This window comes from Glycomyces sp. MUSA5-2, assembly GCF_037034145.1.
GTDB lineage: Bacteria > Actinomycetota > Actinomycetes > Mycobacteriales > Micromonosporaceae > Glycomyces > Glycomyces artemisiae.
The window spans coordinates 240,169-258,378 of the sequence record NZ_JBAGKG010000001.1 but is presented as its reverse complement, the minus strand read 5'-3'; the positions used below and the strand labels follow the sequence as shown (position 1 = coordinate 258,378).

Genomic DNA, 18,210 nt, shown 5'->3' with positions numbered 1-18,210 from the left:
AGGGCCATCCCACTGACGGTATCCTCCAACGGTCGTTGTAGGAACCCGCTAAGGAGCCGTGATGTCCGCCAGTGCCTCCTGGATCGCCCGAGACGCCGCCGCCGTCTGGCACCCGTTCACGCAGCACGCCGACTGGACCGGCGACGACCCCACGGTGGTCGCCCGCGCCGAGGGGCCCTGGCTGTGGGACGTCGACGGCCGCCGCTACCTCGACGGCGTCTCCTCACTGTGGACCACGACCCTCGGCCACGGCCACCCCGGCGTCAACGCCGCCATCGCCGACCAGCTCGCGAAGCTCGACCACGCCACGTTCCTCGGCGCCTCCCACACCCCCGGCATCGAGCTCTCCGAGACCCTGATCGCCCTGGCCCCCAAGGGCGACGACCCGGACCTGACGAAGGTCTTCTACGCCGGGGACGGCTCCTCCGCCGTCGAGGCCGCCCTCAAGATCGCCTACCAGTACTCGACCCAGACCGGGCACCCGCGGCCGAAGTTCGTGCGCCTGAACCACGCCTACCACGGCGACACGCTCGGCGCGGTCGCCGTCGGCGGCCACGACCTGTTCCACCAGGCGTACAAGCCCCTGCTGCTGGAGACCGTCGGCATCGAGTCGCCCGGCGACCGCGCCCTCGGCGCCGACCGCCTGACCACGTCGATCTCCCACCTGCGATCGGTCATGCACGAGCACGGCGACCAGGTCTGCGCGATCATCGTCGAGCCCATGATCCAGGGCGCCGCCGGGATGCTCGACTACGACGCCGCGTTCCTGCGCGAGGCAAGGAAACTCGCCTACACCTACGGCGCGCTCCTCATCTTCGACGAGGTCGCCACCGGGATCGGCCGCACCGGCCGCATGTGGGCAGCCGAGCACGCCGGCGTCGTCCCCGACCTCCTCACCTGCGGCAAGGGCGTCACCGGCGGGTACCTGCCGCTGTCGGCGGTCCTCGCCGCCGAGCACGTCTACGAGGCGTTCCTGACCCGCCCCGGCGACTTGGCCCCGCGCACGTTCTTCCACGGCCACACCTACACCGCGAACCCGCTGTGCTGCGCCGCCGCGCTCGCGAACCTCCGCGTCATGGGGGAGCAGGACGTCGTCGCCCGCGCCGACCGCCTCGGCGAGCGCCTCGGGAAGCTCCTCGAACCGGTGGCCGCCAAGGACGCCGTCACCGAGGTGCGCCGCCTCGGCACCATGATCGGCGTCGAGGTCGCCCCCGACGGCGACCGCACCGGCTTCCGCGTCTGCCGCGCCGCCCGCGACCGCGGCGTCTGGCTGCGCCCCCTCGGCGATACGGTCGTCGTCATGCCGCCCTTGACGCTCGGCGACGACGAGGCCGACCTCCTCGTGGAAGCCCTCGACGCCGCGATCGACGAGGTCCTGGGATGAGCGCCGCGCACGGCGAGCCGGCGCGCCCCGAGATCCGGATGCAGCCGCAGGCCGGGCCGTCGCCGGAGGCGCTCGCGGCGGCCGAAGAGCGCCGGGCGCGGCCCGGCGGCGCGCCGCCGCCCCCGTCGTCCGTCGTCCCCGCGCAGCCGCAGCGGGTGCCCGACGCGACGGCCGCCGTCTGGGACCGCTTGGCGCGCAAGGCGGACCTGCGCGCCAAAGCCGGGCTCGCCCGCACCGCGGCGCCCCGCACCGACGCGATCGACCTCGCCGGAAACGACTACCTCGGCCTCTCGCGCCACCCCGACGTGCTCGCCGCCGCGGCCGCGGCCCTCGCCGAACACGGCCTCGGGGCGAGCGGGTCGCGGCTCGTGCGCGGCACCACCGGCGTCCACGAGGCGTTCGAGGCGGACTTCGCGCGGCACACCGGCGCCGCGACCGCGGTCCTCTACTCCTCCGGGTACCTCGCGAACCTCGGCGCGGTCGCCGCGCTCGCGAGCGGCCCGGTCCTGCTCGACGCCCACGCGCACGCCTCGCTCCACGACGCCGCCCGCCTCGCGGGCCGCCGCGCGGAGACGTTCGCGCACAACGACCTCGACGACCTCGAACGGCGGCTCCGCGATCTGAAGCCCGCGCTCGTCGCCGTCGAGTCCGTCTACTCCGTCCTCGGCGACGCCGCGCCCCTGCGCGACCTGCACGCCCTCACTTCGGCGCACGGCGCGCTGCTCCTCGTCGACGAGGCCCACGCGATCGGCACGATCGGCCCGCACGGCGCCGGAGGCGTCGCCGCCGCCGGGCTCGCCGGGGCCCCCGGCATCGTCATCACCGCGACGCTCTCCAAAGCGCTCGGCGCCGCGGGCGGCGTCGTTGCCGGGCCCGCCGTGCTGCGCCGCCACCTCCACGACACCGGCCGCACCTTCATCTACGACACCGCCCCGCCTCCGGCCGTCATCGCCGGAGCCGCCGCCGCACTCTGCATCGCCCGTGAATCCGACGGCGCCCGAACCGAACTCGCCCGCCGCGCCGCCCTCGCCGCGAAGCTCCTCGACGCCCCCGCACCCGCCGCCGGGGTCTGCTCCCCGCCCGCAGGGGACGCCCGCGCCGCCACCGCCTGGGCCGCCCGCTGCGCCGCACAAGGCGTCGCCGTCGGCTGCTTCCGGCCCCCGTCGACCCCCGACCACCGCTCCCGCCTGCGCATCACCGTCAACACCGGCGTGCCCGCGGCCGAGTTCGCGCACGCCCTCGACACCGTCCTGGAGGCACGACCGTGATCCCCTTCGAAGGCCCGGTCCTGGTGACCGGCACCGACACCGGCGTCGGCAAGACCGTCGCCACCGCCGCGATCGCCGCCGCCCTCATCCGGCAGGGCCGCAGCGTCGACGTCATCAAGATCGCCCAGACCGGCGATGACGACGACGCCGCCGAAGTCACCCGCCTCTCCGGCGCCCCCGCCCGCGCCCTCGCCGCCTACCCGGACCCGCTGGCGCCCTTCGCGGCCGCGCGCCGCAGCGGCCTGCCGCTGCTGAAACTCGCGGAAGTCGTCGACGCCGCCCTCGACTCGCCCGCCGAAGTGGTGCTCCTCGAAGGCGCCGGGGGCCTCCTCGTGCAGCTCGGCGAGGACGGCTGGACCGCCCGCGACCTCGCCGTCGAGCTCGGCTGCCCCGCCGTCGTCGTCACCCGCGCCGGGCTGGGCACCCTCAACCACACCGCGCTCACCCTCGAAGCCCTCGCGCGCAGGGGGATCGACGCGGCGATCGTCGTCGGCGCCTGGCCCCACGACCCCGGCATCGCTGAATACGAGAACCTCACCGACCTGCCCGGCGACCGCCTCGGCTGGATCCCCGACGGCGCCGCCGCCCTCGACCCCGAGGCGTTCCGCCTCGCCGCCACCGAATGGCTCGCCCTCCCCGAACGCCCTGACTAGACCTGGCGGTTGCACTACCCCGCTACATTTGGCAGCGATCTGGCCCAATCGGGCCATATCAACGCGATGCGGGCGCCCCTACCCCCGGCGCCCGCATCGCGCGACGGTCATTCAGGGCCCGGGTCCCCTAGGCCGACACCGGATCGGGCTCGGCCCGCCGCGCCAGGTACCGCGGCACCGCGGCCTCCAGGAGCCAGTCCAGCCCCCAGTCGATCCCCGACTCGCCGATCGGACGGAACTCCGCGCGCATCCGCAGCCCGTCGTCGCCGTCCCCGGTGTGCGGGACCGTGTGCTGCCACGCGTCGCGCGGGTCGGTCGTGGTCATCCACGAGTATGTGTTCACCTGGTAGTCGTAGGCGACCCAGTCGACCTTCATCAGCTTGGAGCCCAAGACCTCCCCGAACACGAGGTCCCGGACGCCGGTCTCCTCGGCGGCCTCCCGCATCGCCGTCTCGCCGGGCGTCTCGCCCGGCCGCGCCCCGCCGCCGGGGACCTGCACGCCGGCCTCGGGCCGGTCGACGTGGAGCATCACGAGCACTTCGAGACCGGGCCCGTCGGGCAGGTCCCGCAGGACGTAGGCGGTGCCGCGCTGACGGAACTTCAAGAACTGTTCAGGCATCCCGCCAGTCTGGCAAGCGCATGCACCGCGCTGCAACGCATTACCGCGCAGTGCAGCCCCGTGCCGTTGCGTCACACGTCGTTCAGTCGCGCAGCCGCACCACGAGCGGGCTCGGCATCCGGAACGACAGGTTCGGGTCGCTCACCGGCGCCGCGACCACCGTGCAGCGGGGGAGCAGCGGCGCCAGCTCCGCCACCACGACCTCCGCCTCCAGGCGCGACAGCTGGCTCCCCAGGCACCGGTGCGCGCCAGCCCCGAACGCGAGGTGGCGCCGCGACCCGCGCTGGCCCGGGACCAGGTGCGCCGGGCACGCGGCGACGCCCTCGTCGGCGCCCGCGGCGGCCAGCCACACCAGGACCGAGTCCCCGGCCGCGACCGGCACGTCGCCGATCTCGGTGTCCTGCAATGCGACCCGTCGCCACGACGTGATCGGAGGGAGCAGCCGCAGGCCCTCCTCCACGATCAACGCGGGCTCGTGGGCGAGCAGCGCGGGCTCCTCGACGAGCCGGTGCAGCAGCAGCGTCAGGAACTGCGAGGTCGTCTCCTGGCCCGCCACCAGCAGGAAGAACAGCGCCGCGGTGGCGGCGTCCTCCCCGTACGCCTCGCGCACGTCCCCGGCGGCGCCGCCCGAGACCGCGGCCCAGCCGCGGAGCATCGCGTGGAACGGCCCCACGGCTTCGGCGAGCTCCCGTTGGCGCGCAGGCGAAGGGTCGCCCCAGAACAACTCCAGGGCCGCCCGGCTGAAGCGCTTGACCTCGGCGGTCGCCGACGCCTCGAAGTCCAGCAGGCGCGCGAGCGCGGCGAGCGGAATCTCCGAGGACACGGCCGCGTCGAGGTCCACGTCCTCCCCGGCCCGGAGCCGGTGCGCCGCAACGGCGACGGTGCGCCGCGCGAGGCCGGCGAGCCACGGACGCAGCGCCGCGACGCGCGCGGGCGCGAACACCTCGCCGAAGCGCTCGCGGATCGGGCCGTGCGTCGCGGTGTCGTTGTTGGCGAGGGTGGCGGGGAGCCGGAACCGGTGGGAGGCGAGCTCGCGGAGCGCCCCGGCGGGGACCGGGACCACCGCGTCCAGGGCGTTCGCCGCCGAGAACCGCTCCCGGTCGGCGAGGACCTCGCGGGCGAGGCGGTGCGAGGCGACCACGACCTGCCCGTCGCGCCGGAACACCGGGGCTGCGGGGCGCGGATGTTTCCACAGCTCGAACAGCACGAGCGGAGCCTACCTCCCCCGAAAGTACGAGGCCCGCTCACGGTAATCTGCTTGCAGTCTTTCGGCGCATTTCACCCCGGACGGCCGCCCCCGGGCGCGCCGCGGGGGCGCCGTCCGGCGCAGGACCCGACATGCCCACAGAAGGAGACCGTTCCCTTGCAGGAGTACTCCTCCCAGGCCGCGTACGACCGCGGCGAGGCCGTCTGCGTGATCGGCGCCGGGGCCGCGGGCCTCATCGCCGTCAAGAACCTCCGCGAGAACGGCTTCGAAGTGGACTGCTACGAGCGGGACACCGTCCTCGGCGGCCTGTGGAACCCGCAGAACCAGCACAGCCCGCTGTACCCGAACACGCACCTCGTGACCTCCCGGTCCCAGACCGAGATCCCCGACTTCCCGATGCCCGACGACTGGCCCGACTACCCGTCCTCGGCGCAGATGCTCACCTACCTGACCGCGTACGCCAAGCACTTCGGGCTCTCCGAGCACATCTGGTACGGCTCCGAGATCTCCCACGTCGAGCCCGTCGAGGGCTCCCGCTTCGAGGTCGTCGTCAAGCCCGCCGCGGGCAACGCCGCCCGGCGCCTGCGCTACGCCGCGGTCATCATCGCCACCGGCCACCACTGGTCCCCGAACCTCCCGTCCTATCCGGGCCTCGACCAGTTCCGCGGCACCGTCCTCCACTCCTCGCAGCTGAAGGACCCGTCCCGCCTGCGCGGCAAGCACGTCCTCGTCATCGGCGGCGGGAACTCCGGCACCGACATCGCGTGCGAAGCGGCCGTGAACGCCGCCTCCTGCACCCACTCCGTGCGCCGCGGCTCCTGGCACCTGCCGAAGTACCTCGGCGGCGAGCCCGGCGACTTCGCGCTCGCGCGCGTCGGCGGCCGCCCGAAGTTCCTGCGCCGCTTCCTGACCGACCGCCTCCTCAAGGGCCCCGCGAGCCTCGCCGCCCGCATGGGGATCGTCCCCGAAGGGAAACCGTTCGCGGAGGAGCCGGTGCGCAACGGCCGCTACATGGAGCACGTCGGCGACGGCTCGATCCGCCGCCGCGGCGAGGTCGCCCGCTTCGACGGCTTCGACGTGGCGTTCGCCGACGGCACCGAGATCCGCCCCGACCTGGTCGTCCTCGCCACCGGGTACCGGCCCAAGTTCACGTCGGTCGACCCGAAGCTCCTCGGCATCCAGGACGAGTCGCCATACCCGAACCTGTACGCGCGCATGTTCTCCCCGAAGATGGAGACCCTCGCCGTCGCGGGCCTCGTGGAACCCGGCGTCGGCGTCCTCCCCATCGTCCACTGGCAGACCCACGCCATCGCCCACTGGCTGCTGGTGCGCAAGAGCGACCCCGAGCGCGCCGCGAACTTCCGCGTCCAGGTCCGCACCGAGGCCGAGCAGGACACCGCCCCGGCCGGGACGTCGCCGCGCCACCGGCTCGCCGTCGACGCCGCCACGTACCTGGCCAGCCTCGGCCGCATCATCGACACCCTCGAACAGGAGCCCGCCAAATGAGCCTCGCCGCCTGGGTCCGGCGCGCCCGCACCCCCGCCCCCGCGCCGGTCGCGCGCGAGTACGCCTACCTCGAACCGGCCGACCTCTTCGACATGGAGATCAAGGACGACCCTGAGGCCAGCCCCGTCCTGTGCTGCACCGGCGACCCCGCCGGGGCCGCGGCCTTCCAGGCCCTGTGGCTCAAGCGGATCGCGGGCACCGGCCGGTACGCCGCGTCGGTGAGCGTCCGCGGCCAGGGCGGCACGCCCGCCGCCGACGGCGGCCTCGAAGCGCGCGCCCACGACCTCGTCCAGGCCGCGGTCACCGTGCCCCGCCAGACCGTCCTCATCGGCCACAAGGAGGGCGCGGCCTGGGCCGCGCTCGCCGCGGGCCGCTACCCGGCCGCCGCGCTCGTCCTCGTCTCCCCGCAGAAGGTCCCGAAGGAGCCCCCGACCCCCGTCGGCGGCCCGCCGGTCCTCCTCGTCGTCGCCGAAGCCGAGACCCAGACGAAGGAGGTGCAGGCCGTCGCCGACGCCTACGGCATCGCGCCCCTCACCTTCGCGGGCTCCCCCGACGACGTCTTCAAAGGCGCCGGCGCCGAAGGCCTCCTCGATGCGATCCTCTCCTGGCTCGCCCGAAAGGAATAGCCCCGGCGCACGCCGAGGGCCCGACGGGACGCTGGGGAAGGCTCCCCGTTTTCCAAGCTACTAGCAGGAACCTGAAGGGGAGCTGAAGCGGAGCGGCGCACGCCGATGACGCGACGGGGCGTCGGGAAAGGGCCCCCGGTTTCCAAGCTACCGGGGGAATCCTGAAGGGAACCTGAAGCGCGTCCCCCGAACGGGCTAGACGACCGCGCCGTCGTCGGTGTCGTCGGGGTCCTTGTCCGGGCGCAGGCGGCTGATGAGCAGCCACACGCCGATGAGGAACCCCACGAAGCCGACCAGGCGGCCCGGGGTCGTCCCCAGCGGCGCGATGCCCGGGTTCACCAGCAGCGCCAGACCGGCGATGACGAGCAGCACCCCGCCCACCGCGGGCAGGCTCGGCCACGGGACCGGCGGCGGCTCCGGCGGGTCGTAGTCGTCCTCGTCGTCATCCGGCAGGTCCGCGTCCCACAGCTCCAGCAGGCCCGGCTCCTCATCGGACGACGACATCCGCGACGGCGGCGTCACCGCCTCCGCCGCGACCTCCTCCTCCGGCTCCGGAGACTGCGACAGCGTCGGGTCCTCAAGGCCCGCCACCAGCTCCGCGAACCGGCGGTCCACGTCCTCCGGCAGCAGCTCGCCCTCCCGGCCGTCCTCCTGGCCGCCGGCCTCGGGCTCCTCGCCCCGATCAGTCATGGACCGACCGCGCCTTCGCCAACTGCCGCTCCATGAACGCGACACTCCCCGAGAAGATCGTCTCCGCGTCGTAGTCCAGCGTTGCCACATGGAAGCTCCGCGGCAGCACCGTCGACTCCACGTCCTTCGACCGCACCCCCGCGCGCACCACCGCGCTGTTCCGCGGATTCACCACATGGTCCTGCGCACTCGTGAACAGCCGCAACGGCACCGTCACCCGCGCCAGCTCCGGGCGCGTCACCTTCCACAACCGCCGCAGCGACACGTACGCCGCCACCGGGGTCCGGTCGGTCGTCTTCTCCCGCACGTCGGGCTTGTTCAGGTCCGACCCGATCGCCGCGACGCTCGGCATCACGTACCGCAGCACCGGCGCCAGGAACCCCTCGCGCTTCGAGTCGAAGATCGCCGGGTTCACCAGCACCAGCCCCGCGAGGTCGCCCCCGCGCTGCTCCGCCAGCCGCAGGCACAGCGACCCGCCCATCGACAGGCCCCCCGCGAACACCGGAAGGCCCAGCGCCAGCGCCTCGTCGAGCGCCTCCTCCAGGCGGGCGTACCACTGCTGCCACGTCGACTTCGCCAGCACCTGCCACGTCTCGCCGTGCCCCGGCAGGAGCGGCGCGATCACGTTGAAGCCCGCGTCCCGCAGGTGCTCGCCCCACGGCCGCATCGAGGCCGGGTCCGACGTGAACCCGTGGCACAGCAGCATCGTGGCCTTGGCGTCAGGTCCGAGGTCGAACGCGAACTCCTCGGAATCGATCGTCACGTCGCCTCCCGGATCGCCGAATGTGGGGCGCCGGACCCGCCCGGCCCGGAGCGGCCCGGGGCCGCGGCCGGGGAGGTCCCTTTTCGCGCTGCGTGCCCATTCTCGCACGCGCCCGCCCCGCCCTGCCACCGCTCAAGGCGCGCGACCGGCCCGCCCCGGGCGGACGCCGGTCCGCCGGATTGACCGATGCCGATACGCTTGGACCCGTGATCATGTGGTGGTTTCTGAAGGCGACACTGGGGTCGCTGCTGTGGGTGGTCTACCGCCCGAAGGTCGACGGGCTCGAACACGTCCCCGACGACGGCCCGGCGATCCTGGCCTCCAACCACCTCGCCGTGACCGACTCCTTCTTCATGCCCCTGGTCCTCACGCGCCGGGTCACCTTCATCGCGAAAGAGGAGTACTTCACCGGCACCGGTTTCAAAGGCTGGTTCGTGCGCACCTTCATGAACGCCGTCGGCGCGATCCCCGTCGACCGCGCCGGAGGCGACGCCGCCAACGTCTCCCTCGACACCGGCAAGCGCATCCTCACCGAAGGCCGCCTGTTCGGCATCTACCCCGAGGGCACCCGCTCGCCCGACGGCCGCCTGTACCGGGGCAAGACCGGCGTCGCCCGCCTCGCCCTCCAGACCGGCGCCCCGGTCGTGCCGGTCGCCATGCTCAATACGGGCGAACTCCAGCCCATCGGCCGCCGCATCCCCCGGATCGGCCGCGTGCGCATCAAGTTCGGCCCGCCCCTCGACTTCCACCGCTACAGCGGCCTCGTGGGCGACCGGTTCATCGAGCGCGCCGTCACCGACGAGGTCATGGACGCCCTCCGCGAACTCACCGGCCAGGACTACGTCGACGAGTACGCCGCGAACGTCAAAGCGCGCCAGCAGAAGAAAGAACAGTAAGAACCCCTGTTCGGAAGCCCGCTGCACCTCTTACTCGGGTCCCCCGCTGCACCGCTATTCGGGTCCCCCACTGCACCTCTATTCGGGTCCCCCGAAGCCCGCCCGCCGCCGCAGCGCAGGCAGGTCCACCACCACGATCTTGCGGCCCTCCGTCCGCAGCCAGCCCCGGTTCGCGAAGATCCCGATCGCCTGGTTCACGCTCTGGCGCGACCCGCCCGCCATCTCCGCCAGCTGCGTCTGGTTCAGCTCGATCGTCGTCATCGGCGACGAGTGCTGCTCCGCCAGCCGCACCAGCGTCTTCGCGACCCGGCCCGGCAGGTCCAGGAACACGTGGTCCGAGGACTGCTCCGTCAGGCGCCGCACGATCATGCCCATCGACCGCAGCACCGCGTCGAGCATCTTCGGGTTGCCGTGCACCAGCTCCAGGAACGACGAGCGCGCCAGCGCCAGCGCCGACGTGTCCTCCAGGGCCTCCGCGCTGGCCGAGCGGGGGGAGCCGTCGAGGAGGGAGACCTCGCCGAGGACCTCGGGGGCGCGGGCGACGTGGAGCATGGCCCGCTCGCCGGTGGCCGCGGTGCGGAAGACGCTGACGGCGCCGGAGCGGATCATGATGAGCGACTCGCCCGGCTCGCCCTCGAAGAACAGGAGGTGCCCGCGCCGGTAGTGGCGCTGCACGGCCACGCCCGCGATCTGCCGCCGCGCCTGCGGGTCGAGGCCGGCGAACATGGCGACGCCTGCAAGCGGGTCTTCAGATGGGCTGACACCCATAGTTCTCCCCCTTCGGTGGGTCCCGGGTCGCGGGCTCCCTCCGATGATCGCTGTCTTTTCCGTCGTTGTACAGAGCCCGGTGTCGGAAACTTCACGCTCCGTTGGGTCGTGTGTCCAGACGGTGCACTTGTCGCTCGGCCGCGCGTACGATCGAGTCTACGTGCTTTCGCGTTGATTGTCCGGTATCGCGCTTCTCATATGCAGATTGCGAGGTCAGATTCCGGCTGCCTGATCGTATGGCGTAGCGTCGACTCCAGCCCGGCGACATACGGGCGGGTCCCGATTCGGGCTGAACAGACCGCCCGTGATCATACGAAAGGCCGATGCGTGGCGTACCGCTACTTCTACGACACCGAGTTCATCGAGGACGGTCGCACGATCGACCTGGTCTCGATCGCGGTCGTCGACGAGCACGGCCGCGAGTACTACGCCGTGTCGACCGAGTTCGACCCGTCGCGGGCGATCGAGTGGGTGCGGCGCAACGTCCTCGACAAGCTCCCGGCCCCGTCGAGCCACCTGTGGAAGGACCGGGCGACGATCCGCGACGAGCTGTACGAGTTCCTGGTCGGGCCGGTGCGCCGCAAGACCGGCAGCCACCCGGGGGAGCGGGTGGAGCTGTGGGCGTGGATCGGCGCGTACGACCACGTCGTGCTCGCGCAGCTGTGGGGGACGATGCCGGAACTGCCGCGCGCGCTGCCGCGGATGACGAAGGACCTGCGCCAGCGCTGGGAGGACCTGGGGCGGCCGGACCTGCCGGTGACCCCGGACGCGGACATGCACGACGCGCTGACCGACGCGAAACTGAATCTGGCCCGGTGGAAGGCCATGGAGGCGGTGCGCGGGGACCGCTCGGGCGTCGTCGAGTCCCACCGCTGAACCCCGTCCTGAACCCCTGGTCGCCGCTCCCGGGCCCCGATATATGGTGGGCGAAGTTTCGGCAATGAGGCCGCCCAGTTAACAGTCCTCACTTCTAGGGAGTTAGACGCATGCGCATTGGCGTGCTCACCGGCGGCGGCGACTGCCCCGGTCTCAACGCGGTCATCCGAGCCGCTGTCCGTAAGGGCACCAAGGAATACGGCCACGAGTTCGTGGGCTTCCGCTACGGCTGGAGGGGCCCGATCGAGGGCATCACCCAGGAGCTGAACTGGGACGTTGTCGAGAACATCCTCGACCAGGGCGGCACCATCCTCCACTCCTCGCGGACGAACCCCTACAAGATCGAGGGCGGCGTCGAGGCCATCAAGAAGAACATGGCCGACCTGGGCGTCGACGCGCTCATCGCCATCGGCGGCGAGGACACCCTGGGCGTGGCCACGAAGCTGACCGCCGACGGCGTGAACTGCGTGGGCGTGCCGAAGACCATCGACAACGACCTGTCGGGCACGGACTACACGTTCGGCTTCGACACGGCCGTGAACATCGCGACCGAGGCCATCGACCGCCTGTGGACGACCGCCGACTCGCACGACCGCTGCATCGTCGTGGAGATCATGGGCCGCCACGCGGGCTGGATGACGCTGCACGCGGGCATCGCGGGCGGCGCGAACGTGACCCTCATCCCCGAGGTCGCCTTCGACATCGAGAAGGTCGCGGCGTTCGTCAAAGACCGCAAGGAGGCCGGGAAGGCCACCATCGTCGCGGTGTCCGAGGGCGCGCACGCCCAGGAGGGCATGGTCCTCAAGGACGGCGAGGTCGACGCGTTCGGCCACGTCAAGCTCGGCGGCGTGGGCGACTGGGTCGCGGCGGAGATCAAGGAGCGCGCCGGCATCGAGACCCGCGCGATCATCCTCGGCCACCTCCAGCGCGGCGGCACCCCGACGGCGTTCGACCGCGTCCTGGCGACGCGCCTGGGCCTCGAAGCCGCCGACGCGGTCAACGAGGGCGACTTCGGCAAGATGATGGCGCTCCAGGGCACCAACGTCGTGCGCATCCCGATCCACGAGGGCACCGACGTGCTCAAGACCGTCCCGGTCGAGCGCTACGCCGACGCCGAGGTCTTCTTCGGCGTCTAGCGCACCCCGAAGGCCGGTCCCATCCGCTGGGGTGGGCCCCCGTTTTCAACGCTACCTGCGGGTTCCTGAAGGGGAGCTGAAGACGGACCGGCCACAAAGCACGGCGAATGCGCAACCACGGGCGCGTCCGGTCGTTAGACCGGGCGTGCCCGTCGCTTTCACCGAGTCCATCGCGCAGAGGGAAATCGGCGAGATCCCGCATCTCGCCGATTTCACGTTCCACAAGACCCTTCGAGACGTCGACTTCGAGGGCGTCCCGGTCGAGGGCCTCGACGCCGACTTCTACCGGCGCCCGGTCGGGGACCGGCTGCTCAGCGTCGGGGTCTACCGGTTCGGCGGGAGCGAGACCCACCGGGCCTGGGGCTGGGTCGGCGAGGCGCACTGCTCGTGGCACGCCTACCGGGACCCCGGCACGGGCGGGTTCGACGGGCCGTTCGCGGGATGCCCGCTGCTGCGGGTGATCCTCGACGGCGGGCGGGCCCGCGGGTTCGAACTGGGCCCGAAGGGCCCGGCCCGGCGGTTCCTCGTCGATCCGGAGGATGGAGTTGTGGCGGGCGCGGTCACCGCGCGCCCGGTCTGACCGGCCCCTGCCGGGCCGGGGTCATTCCCCTTCGGCGGCCTGCGCGTCGGCCGCTTTGGCGCGCTCCAGCCGGGTGGCCCGCCGCGTGTAGACGATGGCCGCGGCCGTGATCGCCAGCCCGAAGAACAGGCCGGTGCCCGCGAACAGCGACGACGCGCCCGGCGAGAACCCGAGGATCGCCACCGGCACCTGCACGATGCCGATCAGCCCCACGAGCAGCCACTTGTTCTGGCCCCGCCCCCACAGCAGCGCCGTCCAAACGGGCGCGACCACGATGGCCAGGGTCGCGATGTCGAGCGCCCAGTGCAGCACCGGGTTGTGGACCCGGTCGTGCTGGAACGCCATCGCCGGGCTCGACACCGCCAGGATCATGGCGGCGACGGTCGCCACGAAGGCAAGACGACGTGTCATTCGTGACCTCCTTTGCGTGCGAAGCCTTAACGCTACGTCCAGTAGTCGCCCATGTCTGTCGGGTATCCGCCACTAGCCGTGCCGGGTTCGCCCCGCTTCAGCTCCCCTTCAGGTTCTCCTGTGTAGCTTGGGAAACCGGGGGGCCTTCCCCAAGGCGCCCGGCGGTCTCCGTGGTGCGCGCGAACGGCCGGGAGCCCAGCGGGCTTCCGGCCGTTCGCGTCGCAGTACTGCGGGTCTACGGGTGGGTCTTGGACAGCTCCGCCGCCTCGACCGTGTGGCGCAAGAGGAGCGCCGTGGTCACGGGGCCGACGCCGCCGGGGACCGGGGTGAGGCGGCCCGCGACCGGGGCGACCGCGGCGTAGTCGACGTCGCCGACCAGGCCGCCGTCGTCGGTCGGGTTGGTGCCCACGTCGATGACCGTCGCGCCGGGCTTCACGAAGTCGGCGCCGATCATGCCCGCGCGGCCGACGGCCGCGACCAGGATGTCCGCTTCGCGGCAGACCGCGGCGAGGTCCTTCGTCCGCGAGTGGCACACGGTCACCGTCGCCGACTCGTTGAGCAGCAGCAGCGCCGCGGGCTTGCCGACCACGGTCGAGCGGCCCACGACCACGGCCCGCGCGCCCGACAGCTCCAGGTCCTCGCGCTTGAGCAGCTCCAGGACCGCCGCGGCGGTCGCCGGGGCCCACGTGCGGCGGCCCTGCGCGAGGCGCCCCAGGCCCTCGGAGTTCGCGCCGTCGATGTCCTTGAACGGGCTGATGTACCACCCGACCTCGGGCAGCGTCACCCCCTCGGGCAGCGGCGTCTGGCAGATGATCCCGTGCACGTCGGGGTCCGCGGACAGCTCCTGGAGCTTCGCGATGATCTCGCCCTTGCCGGGCGCGTCGAGCTGCTCGATGCGGCAGTCGACGCCCTCCTTCTCGGCGGCCTTCTTGATCGACCGCACGTACCAGGCGGTGCCCTCGTCGTCGGTCGGCACGACGACCGCGAGCGTCGGCGCCGTCCCCTCCGCGCGCAGCTTCGCCGCCGCCGCGGCCACGTCTGCGCGGATCGCCTTGGCGACCGCGCGCCCGTCGATGTCGCTCATGCGCGGATCCGCTTCGCCACGGCGTGCATGATCGCCTCGGCCTGGACCTTCGCCTGGAGCGCCTCGTTCAGGGCGCCCGCGAGCCGCTCGCGCTCGGCCTGGTCCTTGATCGACACCAGGTTGATGTCCACGTTCAGCGCGGCCGACTCCAGCGCCGACTTCGCCGCCGACGCCGCCACGGCCACATCGGACAGCACGTTCGGGTTGGAGCCCTCCAGGATCCGCCCCGACAGCTTGATGACCTCCGCGGAGACCCGCGCGACCGCCAGCGGCACCGCCGCGGCCTCGACCAGGCCCGCCTGGATCGCCGCGGTCCGCGCGGCCTTCTCCTCGTCGGAGGACTTCGGGAGCTTGTACGCGGCGACCACGCCGGAGAACGCCTCGGCGTCGTCCTCGGCGAGCTGGAGCGCCTCGCCCCGGAGCCGCTCGGCCTCGGCCAGGACCTCCCGCATCACCGCCTCGTGCTCCGCGAACTTCGGCTTCCCGATCGTCAGGTTGCACACCATGGAGACCAGGGCGGCGCCCATGGCCGCGTTCACCCCCGCCGCGGCGCCCCCGCCGGGCGCCGGCTTGTCCGACGCGAGGTCGGACAGCCACTCATCAATCGTCGTCTTACGCACCCGACCAGCCTAGACGCGCCCCCAAAGGTGGGATGTCTCCGCGACGCCGAGTGTGTCGCGGCGGCCGGTGCGGACAGTGGCCCAACCCATGGGATTGGCAAATCGGTGTCACCGCCGCCCGGTCGGCCCGCGTACGATATGCGCGTGAACCGCCAATGGCATGACCTGCGAAACCCCGGCCTCGTCCCCGTCGTCGCCGACGAGGAGGAAGCCGAGCGCTATCAGCTCGACGCCTGGCGGGACCTGCCCCGAGAGCAGGTCCCCCCGTGGCCCGACTACGCCGAGGTCGAGGACGTGACCGGCGTGCTCGCCGCCGTCCCGCCGATCGTCGCGCCCTACGAGGTCGACCACCTGCGCGAGCGACTCGCCGAGGTGTGCGAGGGCCGCGCGTTCCTCATGCAGGGCGGCGACTGCGCCGAGACGTTCATCGACAACACCGAGCACCACGTCCTCGCGAACATGCGCACGCTCCTCCAGATGGCGGTCGTGCTCACCTACGGCGCGTCGCTCCCGGTCGTCAAGGTCGGCCGCATCGCCGGCCAGTACTCCAAGCCGCGCTCGGCCGCGACCGACTCGCTCGGCCTGCCCGTGTACCGCGGCGACATGTTCAACTCGCTCGAAGCGACCGAGGAGGCCCGGGTCGTCGACCCGCAGCGGATGATCCGCGCCTACGCCAACTCCGCCGCGACCATGAACATGCTCCGCGCCTACCTGCGCGGCGGCCTCGCCGACCTCATGGCCGTCCACGACTGGAACAAGGACTTCGTGCGCACCTCCCCGGCCGGGGAGCGGTACGAGGCCATCGGCCGCGAGATCGACCGGGCCGTGCGCTTCATGGCCGCGTGCGGCGTCGAGGACGACAACCTCCACACCGCCGAGGTCTTCGCGTCCCACGAGATGCTCGCCATCGAGTACGACCGGGCGCTCACCCGCATCTTCGACGGCAAGGCGTACGCCCTGTCCGGCCACATGGTCTGGAACGGCGAGCGCACCCGCCAGCTCGGCGGCGCCCACATCGACTTCCTCTCGCGCGTCGCGAACCCGGTGGGCTGCAAGATCGGCCCCACCGCCACGCCCGAGTGGGTCGTGGAGATGTGCCAGAAGCTCAACCCGGAGAACGTCCCCGGGAAGCTCGTCGTCATCACCCGCATGGGGCACAAGAACGTCCGCACCCTCCTCCCGCCGATCGTCGAGAAGGTCGAGGCCGCCGGGTGCAAGGTCGTGTGGCAGTGCGACCCCATGCACGGCAACACCTACGAGTCCGCGTCCGGGTACAAGACCCGCGCGTTCGACCAGGTCGTCGACGAGGTCCTCGGGTTCTTCGAGGTCCACCGCCGCATCGGGTCCCACCCGGGCGGCATCCACATCGAACTCACCGGCGAGGACGTCACCGAATGCGTCGGCGGCGCCCAGGAGATCCGCGACGACCAGCTCTCCGACCGGTACGAGACCGCGTGCGACCCGCGCTTGAACACGCAGCAGTCGCTGGAGCTCGCGTTCCTCGTCGCGGAGATGCTGCGCCACTGATCGCGTTGCACTGACCCATAGAGTGGTGTGCATGAGTGCACACGACGTGTTCCTGCTCGGCGGAGTGTTCCCCGGTACCGCACCGGCGGAGGCGCTCCGCCGAGTCGTCTCCTATGCGCGCCAAGCGGAAGCATCCGGGCTCGACGGCGCCTGGACCGCCGAGCACCACTTCATCGAGTACGGCGCCAGCCCCTCCGCGACCCTCATGGCCGCGCACCTCCTCGCCGCGACCGAGCGCATCCAGATCGGCACGGCCGTCGCCGTCCTCTCCACCCGCCACCCCGTGGCCCTGGGGGAGGAGACCGCGACCCTCGACGCCCTCGCCCCCGGCCGGTTCCGCCTCGGCGTCGGCCGCGGCGGCCCCTGGATCGACCTCGACGTCTTCGACTCCGGCCTCGACCGCTACGAACGCGGCTTCGAAGAGGGCCTGCGGCTCCTCGCCACCTGGCTCTCCGGCGCCACCGAAGTCGCCCACGCGGGCGAGTTCTTCGACGTCCTGCCCGTCCGCGTCATGCCCCCCGGCTCCGGCGCCCAGCTGTGGGTCGCGGCCACCGGCGAAGGCACCGCCCGGCTCGCCGGACGGCTCGGACTGCCGCTCCTCCTCGGAATGCACGCTCCCGACGAAGAGCACCGCTCGCTGATCGGAGCATGGCGCACCGAAGCCGAGGCCGCCGGACACGACCCCGACGCCGCCGAGCACGTCTCGACGCACCTCGCCCAGGTCGCCGACACTCCCGCAGACGTCGACCGCCTCCGCGAATCCCTGACCGAACTGCTCGTCCGCGGCACCGGCCAGTACGTGTCCCTCAAGCCCGGCCGCACCCAGCGCGACCACGGCGCGTACGTGGACTGGATGATCGGCCGCCACGCCGTCGGCACCGCTTCCCATGTAGCCGAACGCCTCGCGGACTCCGCCGATGCCACCGGCGTCTCCCGGCAGCTCCTCCTCGTGGAAGGCTGCGGCGACCCGGACGCGGTGCGCGACAACATCGCCGCCCTCGGAGCGGCGCTGGCGCCTTCGGGGACTAGTACGGCCGGTACTGCGGCGCCTGCGGCGGCAGGCCCTTGAGCGGGTCGCGGCCCTTCTGGCGGAACCACTGGTTCGCCGAGCCCGTGAACAGGCACAGGAGCGTCACGATCGGCATCGACAGACCCAGCAGCGTCCAGACGAGCCGCGACCCGTCGACCACCGAGGCCTCCATGTCGCCGACCCGGAACCCGGCGTACAGGCCGTAGAACCCGGTCACGATCGACCCGAGCATGACCAGGATCGTCGTGACCTGCGCCCAGCGCCGCCCCGCGCCGATCTTCACCGCGAGGATCCCGTACAGGATCACGATCATTATCGTCACCGCGATCACGACGACGAGCAGCGCCGCGAGGTCCTCGAAGCCTTCAGAGAGGTCCTCCTCGAACCCGAAGTCGTCGAAGTCGACGGAGGTCCAGAACAACCCGATCGTCCCCGTCCCCGCCCCGCAGCAGATCAGGAACGAGAACTGAAGCCACATCATCACCTGCGCGGCGGTGACGGTGCCGGGCTTGCGATGCAGCAGCTCCGGCGGCAGCGGCGTGGAAGGCGGGGTCAGCATGGGCGGG

20 protein-coding genes are annotated in these 18,210 nt (G+C 72.3%); 11 read left to right on the top strand and 9 right to left on the bottom strand.

What is annotated here, in order from left to right:
• Positions 1–61: 61 nt before the first annotated feature.
• From bioA to bioD, 3 genes are read left to right on the top strand one after another with little or no spacing between them, the layout of a single operon-like run.
• Positions 62–1,384 (top strand): adenosylmethionine--8-amino-7-oxononanoate transaminase, encoded by a 1,323-nt coding sequence (gene bioA / locus WA640_RS01300; RefSeq protein WP_335985718.1) that lies wholly within the window; start codon positions 62–64, stop codon positions 1,382–1,384.
• Positions 1,381–2,652, top strand: coding sequence for an aminotransferase class I/II-fold pyridoxal phosphate-dependent enzyme (locus tag WA640_RS01295; RefSeq protein ID WP_335985717.1), 1,272 nt, complete (start codon positions 1,381–1,383; stop codon positions 2,650–2,652). Before bioA ends, WA640_RS01295 begins: the two co-directional genes overlap by 4 nt.
• Positions 2,649–3,305, top strand: a complete 657-nt coding sequence (gene bioD / locus WA640_RS01290; protein WP_335985716.1) for a dethiobiotin synthase — start codon at positions 2,649–2,651, stop codon at positions 3,303–3,305. The genes WA640_RS01295 and bioD overlap by 4 nt, the downstream gene beginning before the upstream one ends.
• A gap of 127 nt (positions 3,306–3,432) precedes the next feature.
• On the opposite strand, the gene WA640_RS01285 is transcribed toward bioD, so the two are convergent.
• Positions 3,433–3,924, bottom strand: a complete 492-nt coding sequence (locus tag WA640_RS01285; RefSeq protein ID WP_335985715.1) for an NUDIX domain-containing protein — start codon at positions 3,922–3,924, stop codon at positions 3,433–3,435.
• Between the two features lie 82 nt (positions 3,925–4,006).
• On the bottom strand, positions 4,007–5,131 hold the full coding sequence (locus tag WA640_RS01280; protein WP_335985714.1) for a cytochrome P450: 1,125 nt from the start codon (positions 5,129–5,131) through the stop codon (positions 4,007–4,009).
• Positions 5,132–5,287: 156 nt separating this feature from the next.
• Between WA640_RS01280 and WA640_RS01275 the strand changes: the two genes are divergently transcribed.
• Positions 5,288–6,637, top strand: coding sequence for a flavin-containing monooxygenase (locus WA640_RS01275; RefSeq protein ID WP_245888855.1), 1,350 nt, complete (start codon positions 5,288–5,290; stop codon positions 6,635–6,637).
• A complete protein-coding gene (locus tag WA640_RS01270) occupies positions 6,634–7,263 on the top strand; it encodes a hypothetical protein (RefSeq protein ID WP_106362206.1) in 630 nt (209 codons plus the stop codon). The genes WA640_RS01275 and WA640_RS01270 overlap by 4 nt, the downstream gene beginning before the upstream one ends.
• A 195-nt stretch (positions 7,264–7,458) precedes the next feature.
• On the opposite strand, the gene WA640_RS01265 is transcribed toward WA640_RS01270, so the two are convergent.
• Complete coding sequence (locus WA640_RS01265; RefSeq protein WP_106362207.1) at positions 7,459–7,953, bottom strand: hypothetical protein; 495 nt, start codon at positions 7,951–7,953, stop codon at positions 7,459–7,461.
• Complete coding sequence (locus WA640_RS01260; RefSeq protein WP_219926510.1) at positions 7,946–8,716, bottom strand: alpha/beta hydrolase; 771 nt, start codon at positions 8,714–8,716, stop codon at positions 7,946–7,948. Before WA640_RS01260 ends, WA640_RS01265 begins: the two co-directional genes overlap by 8 nt.
• 212 nt (positions 8,717–8,928) lie before the next feature.
• Here WA640_RS01260 and WA640_RS01255 point away from each other — a divergent pair, with 212 nt between their 5' ends.
• Positions 8,929–9,612, top strand: coding sequence for a lysophospholipid acyltransferase family protein (locus tag WA640_RS01255; RefSeq protein WP_335986531.1), 684 nt, complete (start codon positions 8,929–8,931; stop codon positions 9,610–9,612).
• 78 nt (positions 9,613–9,690) lie between these two features.
• Here the strand turns inward: WA640_RS01255 and WA640_RS01250 are convergent, their stop codons facing one another.
• Positions 9,691–10,380, bottom strand: a complete 690-nt coding sequence (locus tag WA640_RS01250; RefSeq protein ID WP_198667126.1) for a Crp/Fnr family transcriptional regulator — start codon at positions 10,378–10,380, stop codon at positions 9,691–9,693.
• Positions 10,381–10,707: 327 nt separating this feature from the next.
• Between WA640_RS01250 and WA640_RS01245 the strand changes: the two genes are divergently transcribed.
• From WA640_RS01245 to WA640_RS01235, 3 genes are all read left to right on the top strand, one after another.
• Positions 10,708–11,256, top strand: coding sequence for a polyadenylate-specific 3'-exoribonuclease AS (locus tag WA640_RS01245; RefSeq protein ID WP_106362208.1), 549 nt, complete (start codon positions 10,708–10,710; stop codon positions 11,254–11,256).
• Between the two features lie 110 nt (positions 11,257–11,366).
• Positions 11,367–12,392, top strand: a complete 1,026-nt coding sequence (locus WA640_RS01240; protein WP_106362209.1) for a 6-phosphofructokinase — start codon at positions 11,367–11,369, stop codon at positions 12,390–12,392.
• 145 nt (positions 12,393–12,537) lie between these two features.
• Complete coding sequence (locus WA640_RS01235) at positions 12,538–12,972, top strand: hypothetical protein (protein ID WP_335985713.1); 435 nt, start codon at positions 12,538–12,540, stop codon at positions 12,970–12,972.
• Positions 12,973–12,993: 21 nt separating this feature from the next.
• Here WA640_RS01235 and WA640_RS01230 read toward each other — a convergent pair whose 3' ends face one another.
• From WA640_RS01230 to WA640_RS01220, 3 genes are all read right to left on the bottom strand, one after another.
• Positions 12,994–13,383 carry a hypothetical protein gene (locus tag WA640_RS01230; RefSeq protein WP_335985712.1) on the bottom strand — a complete coding sequence of 130 codons (390 nt, stop codon included), beginning with the start codon at positions 13,381–13,383 and terminating at the stop codon, positions 12,994–12,996.
• Between the two features lie 235 nt (positions 13,384–13,618).
• Positions 13,619–14,467, bottom strand: a complete 849-nt coding sequence (locus WA640_RS01225; RefSeq protein WP_335985711.1) for a bifunctional 5,10-methylenetetrahydrofolate dehydrogenase/5,10-methenyltetrahydrofolate cyclohydrolase — start codon at positions 14,465–14,467, stop codon at positions 13,619–13,621.
• Positions 14,464–15,087: a cyclodeaminase/cyclohydrolase family protein gene (locus tag WA640_RS01220; protein ID WP_335985710.1), complete on the bottom strand. Its 624-nt coding sequence runs from the start codon at positions 15,085–15,087 to the stop codon at positions 14,464–14,466. The genes WA640_RS01225 and WA640_RS01220 overlap by 4 nt, the downstream gene beginning before the upstream one ends.
• A gap of 144 nt (positions 15,088–15,231) precedes the next feature.
• On the opposite strand from WA640_RS01220, the gene WA640_RS01215 reads away from it, so the two are divergent.
• Together WA640_RS01215 and WA640_RS01210 are read left to right on the top strand one after the other, a co-directional pair.
• Positions 15,232–16,614 (top strand): class II 3-deoxy-7-phosphoheptulonate synthase, encoded by a 1,383-nt coding sequence (locus tag WA640_RS01215; RefSeq protein ID WP_219926511.1) that lies wholly within the window; start codon positions 15,232–15,234, stop codon positions 16,612–16,614.
• Between the two features lie 31 nt (positions 16,615–16,645).
• Complete coding sequence (locus WA640_RS01210; protein WP_335985709.1) at positions 16,646–17,683, top strand: LLM class flavin-dependent oxidoreductase; 1,038 nt, start codon at positions 16,646–16,648, stop codon at positions 17,681–17,683.
• On the opposite strand, the gene WA640_RS01205 is transcribed toward WA640_RS01210, so the two are convergent.
• Positions 17,640–18,203, bottom strand: a complete 564-nt coding sequence (locus WA640_RS01205; protein WP_335985708.1) for a hypothetical protein — start codon at positions 18,201–18,203, stop codon at positions 17,640–17,642. The genes WA640_RS01210 and WA640_RS01205 overlap by 44 nt on opposite strands.
• Positions 18,204–18,210: the final 7 nt, after the last annotated feature.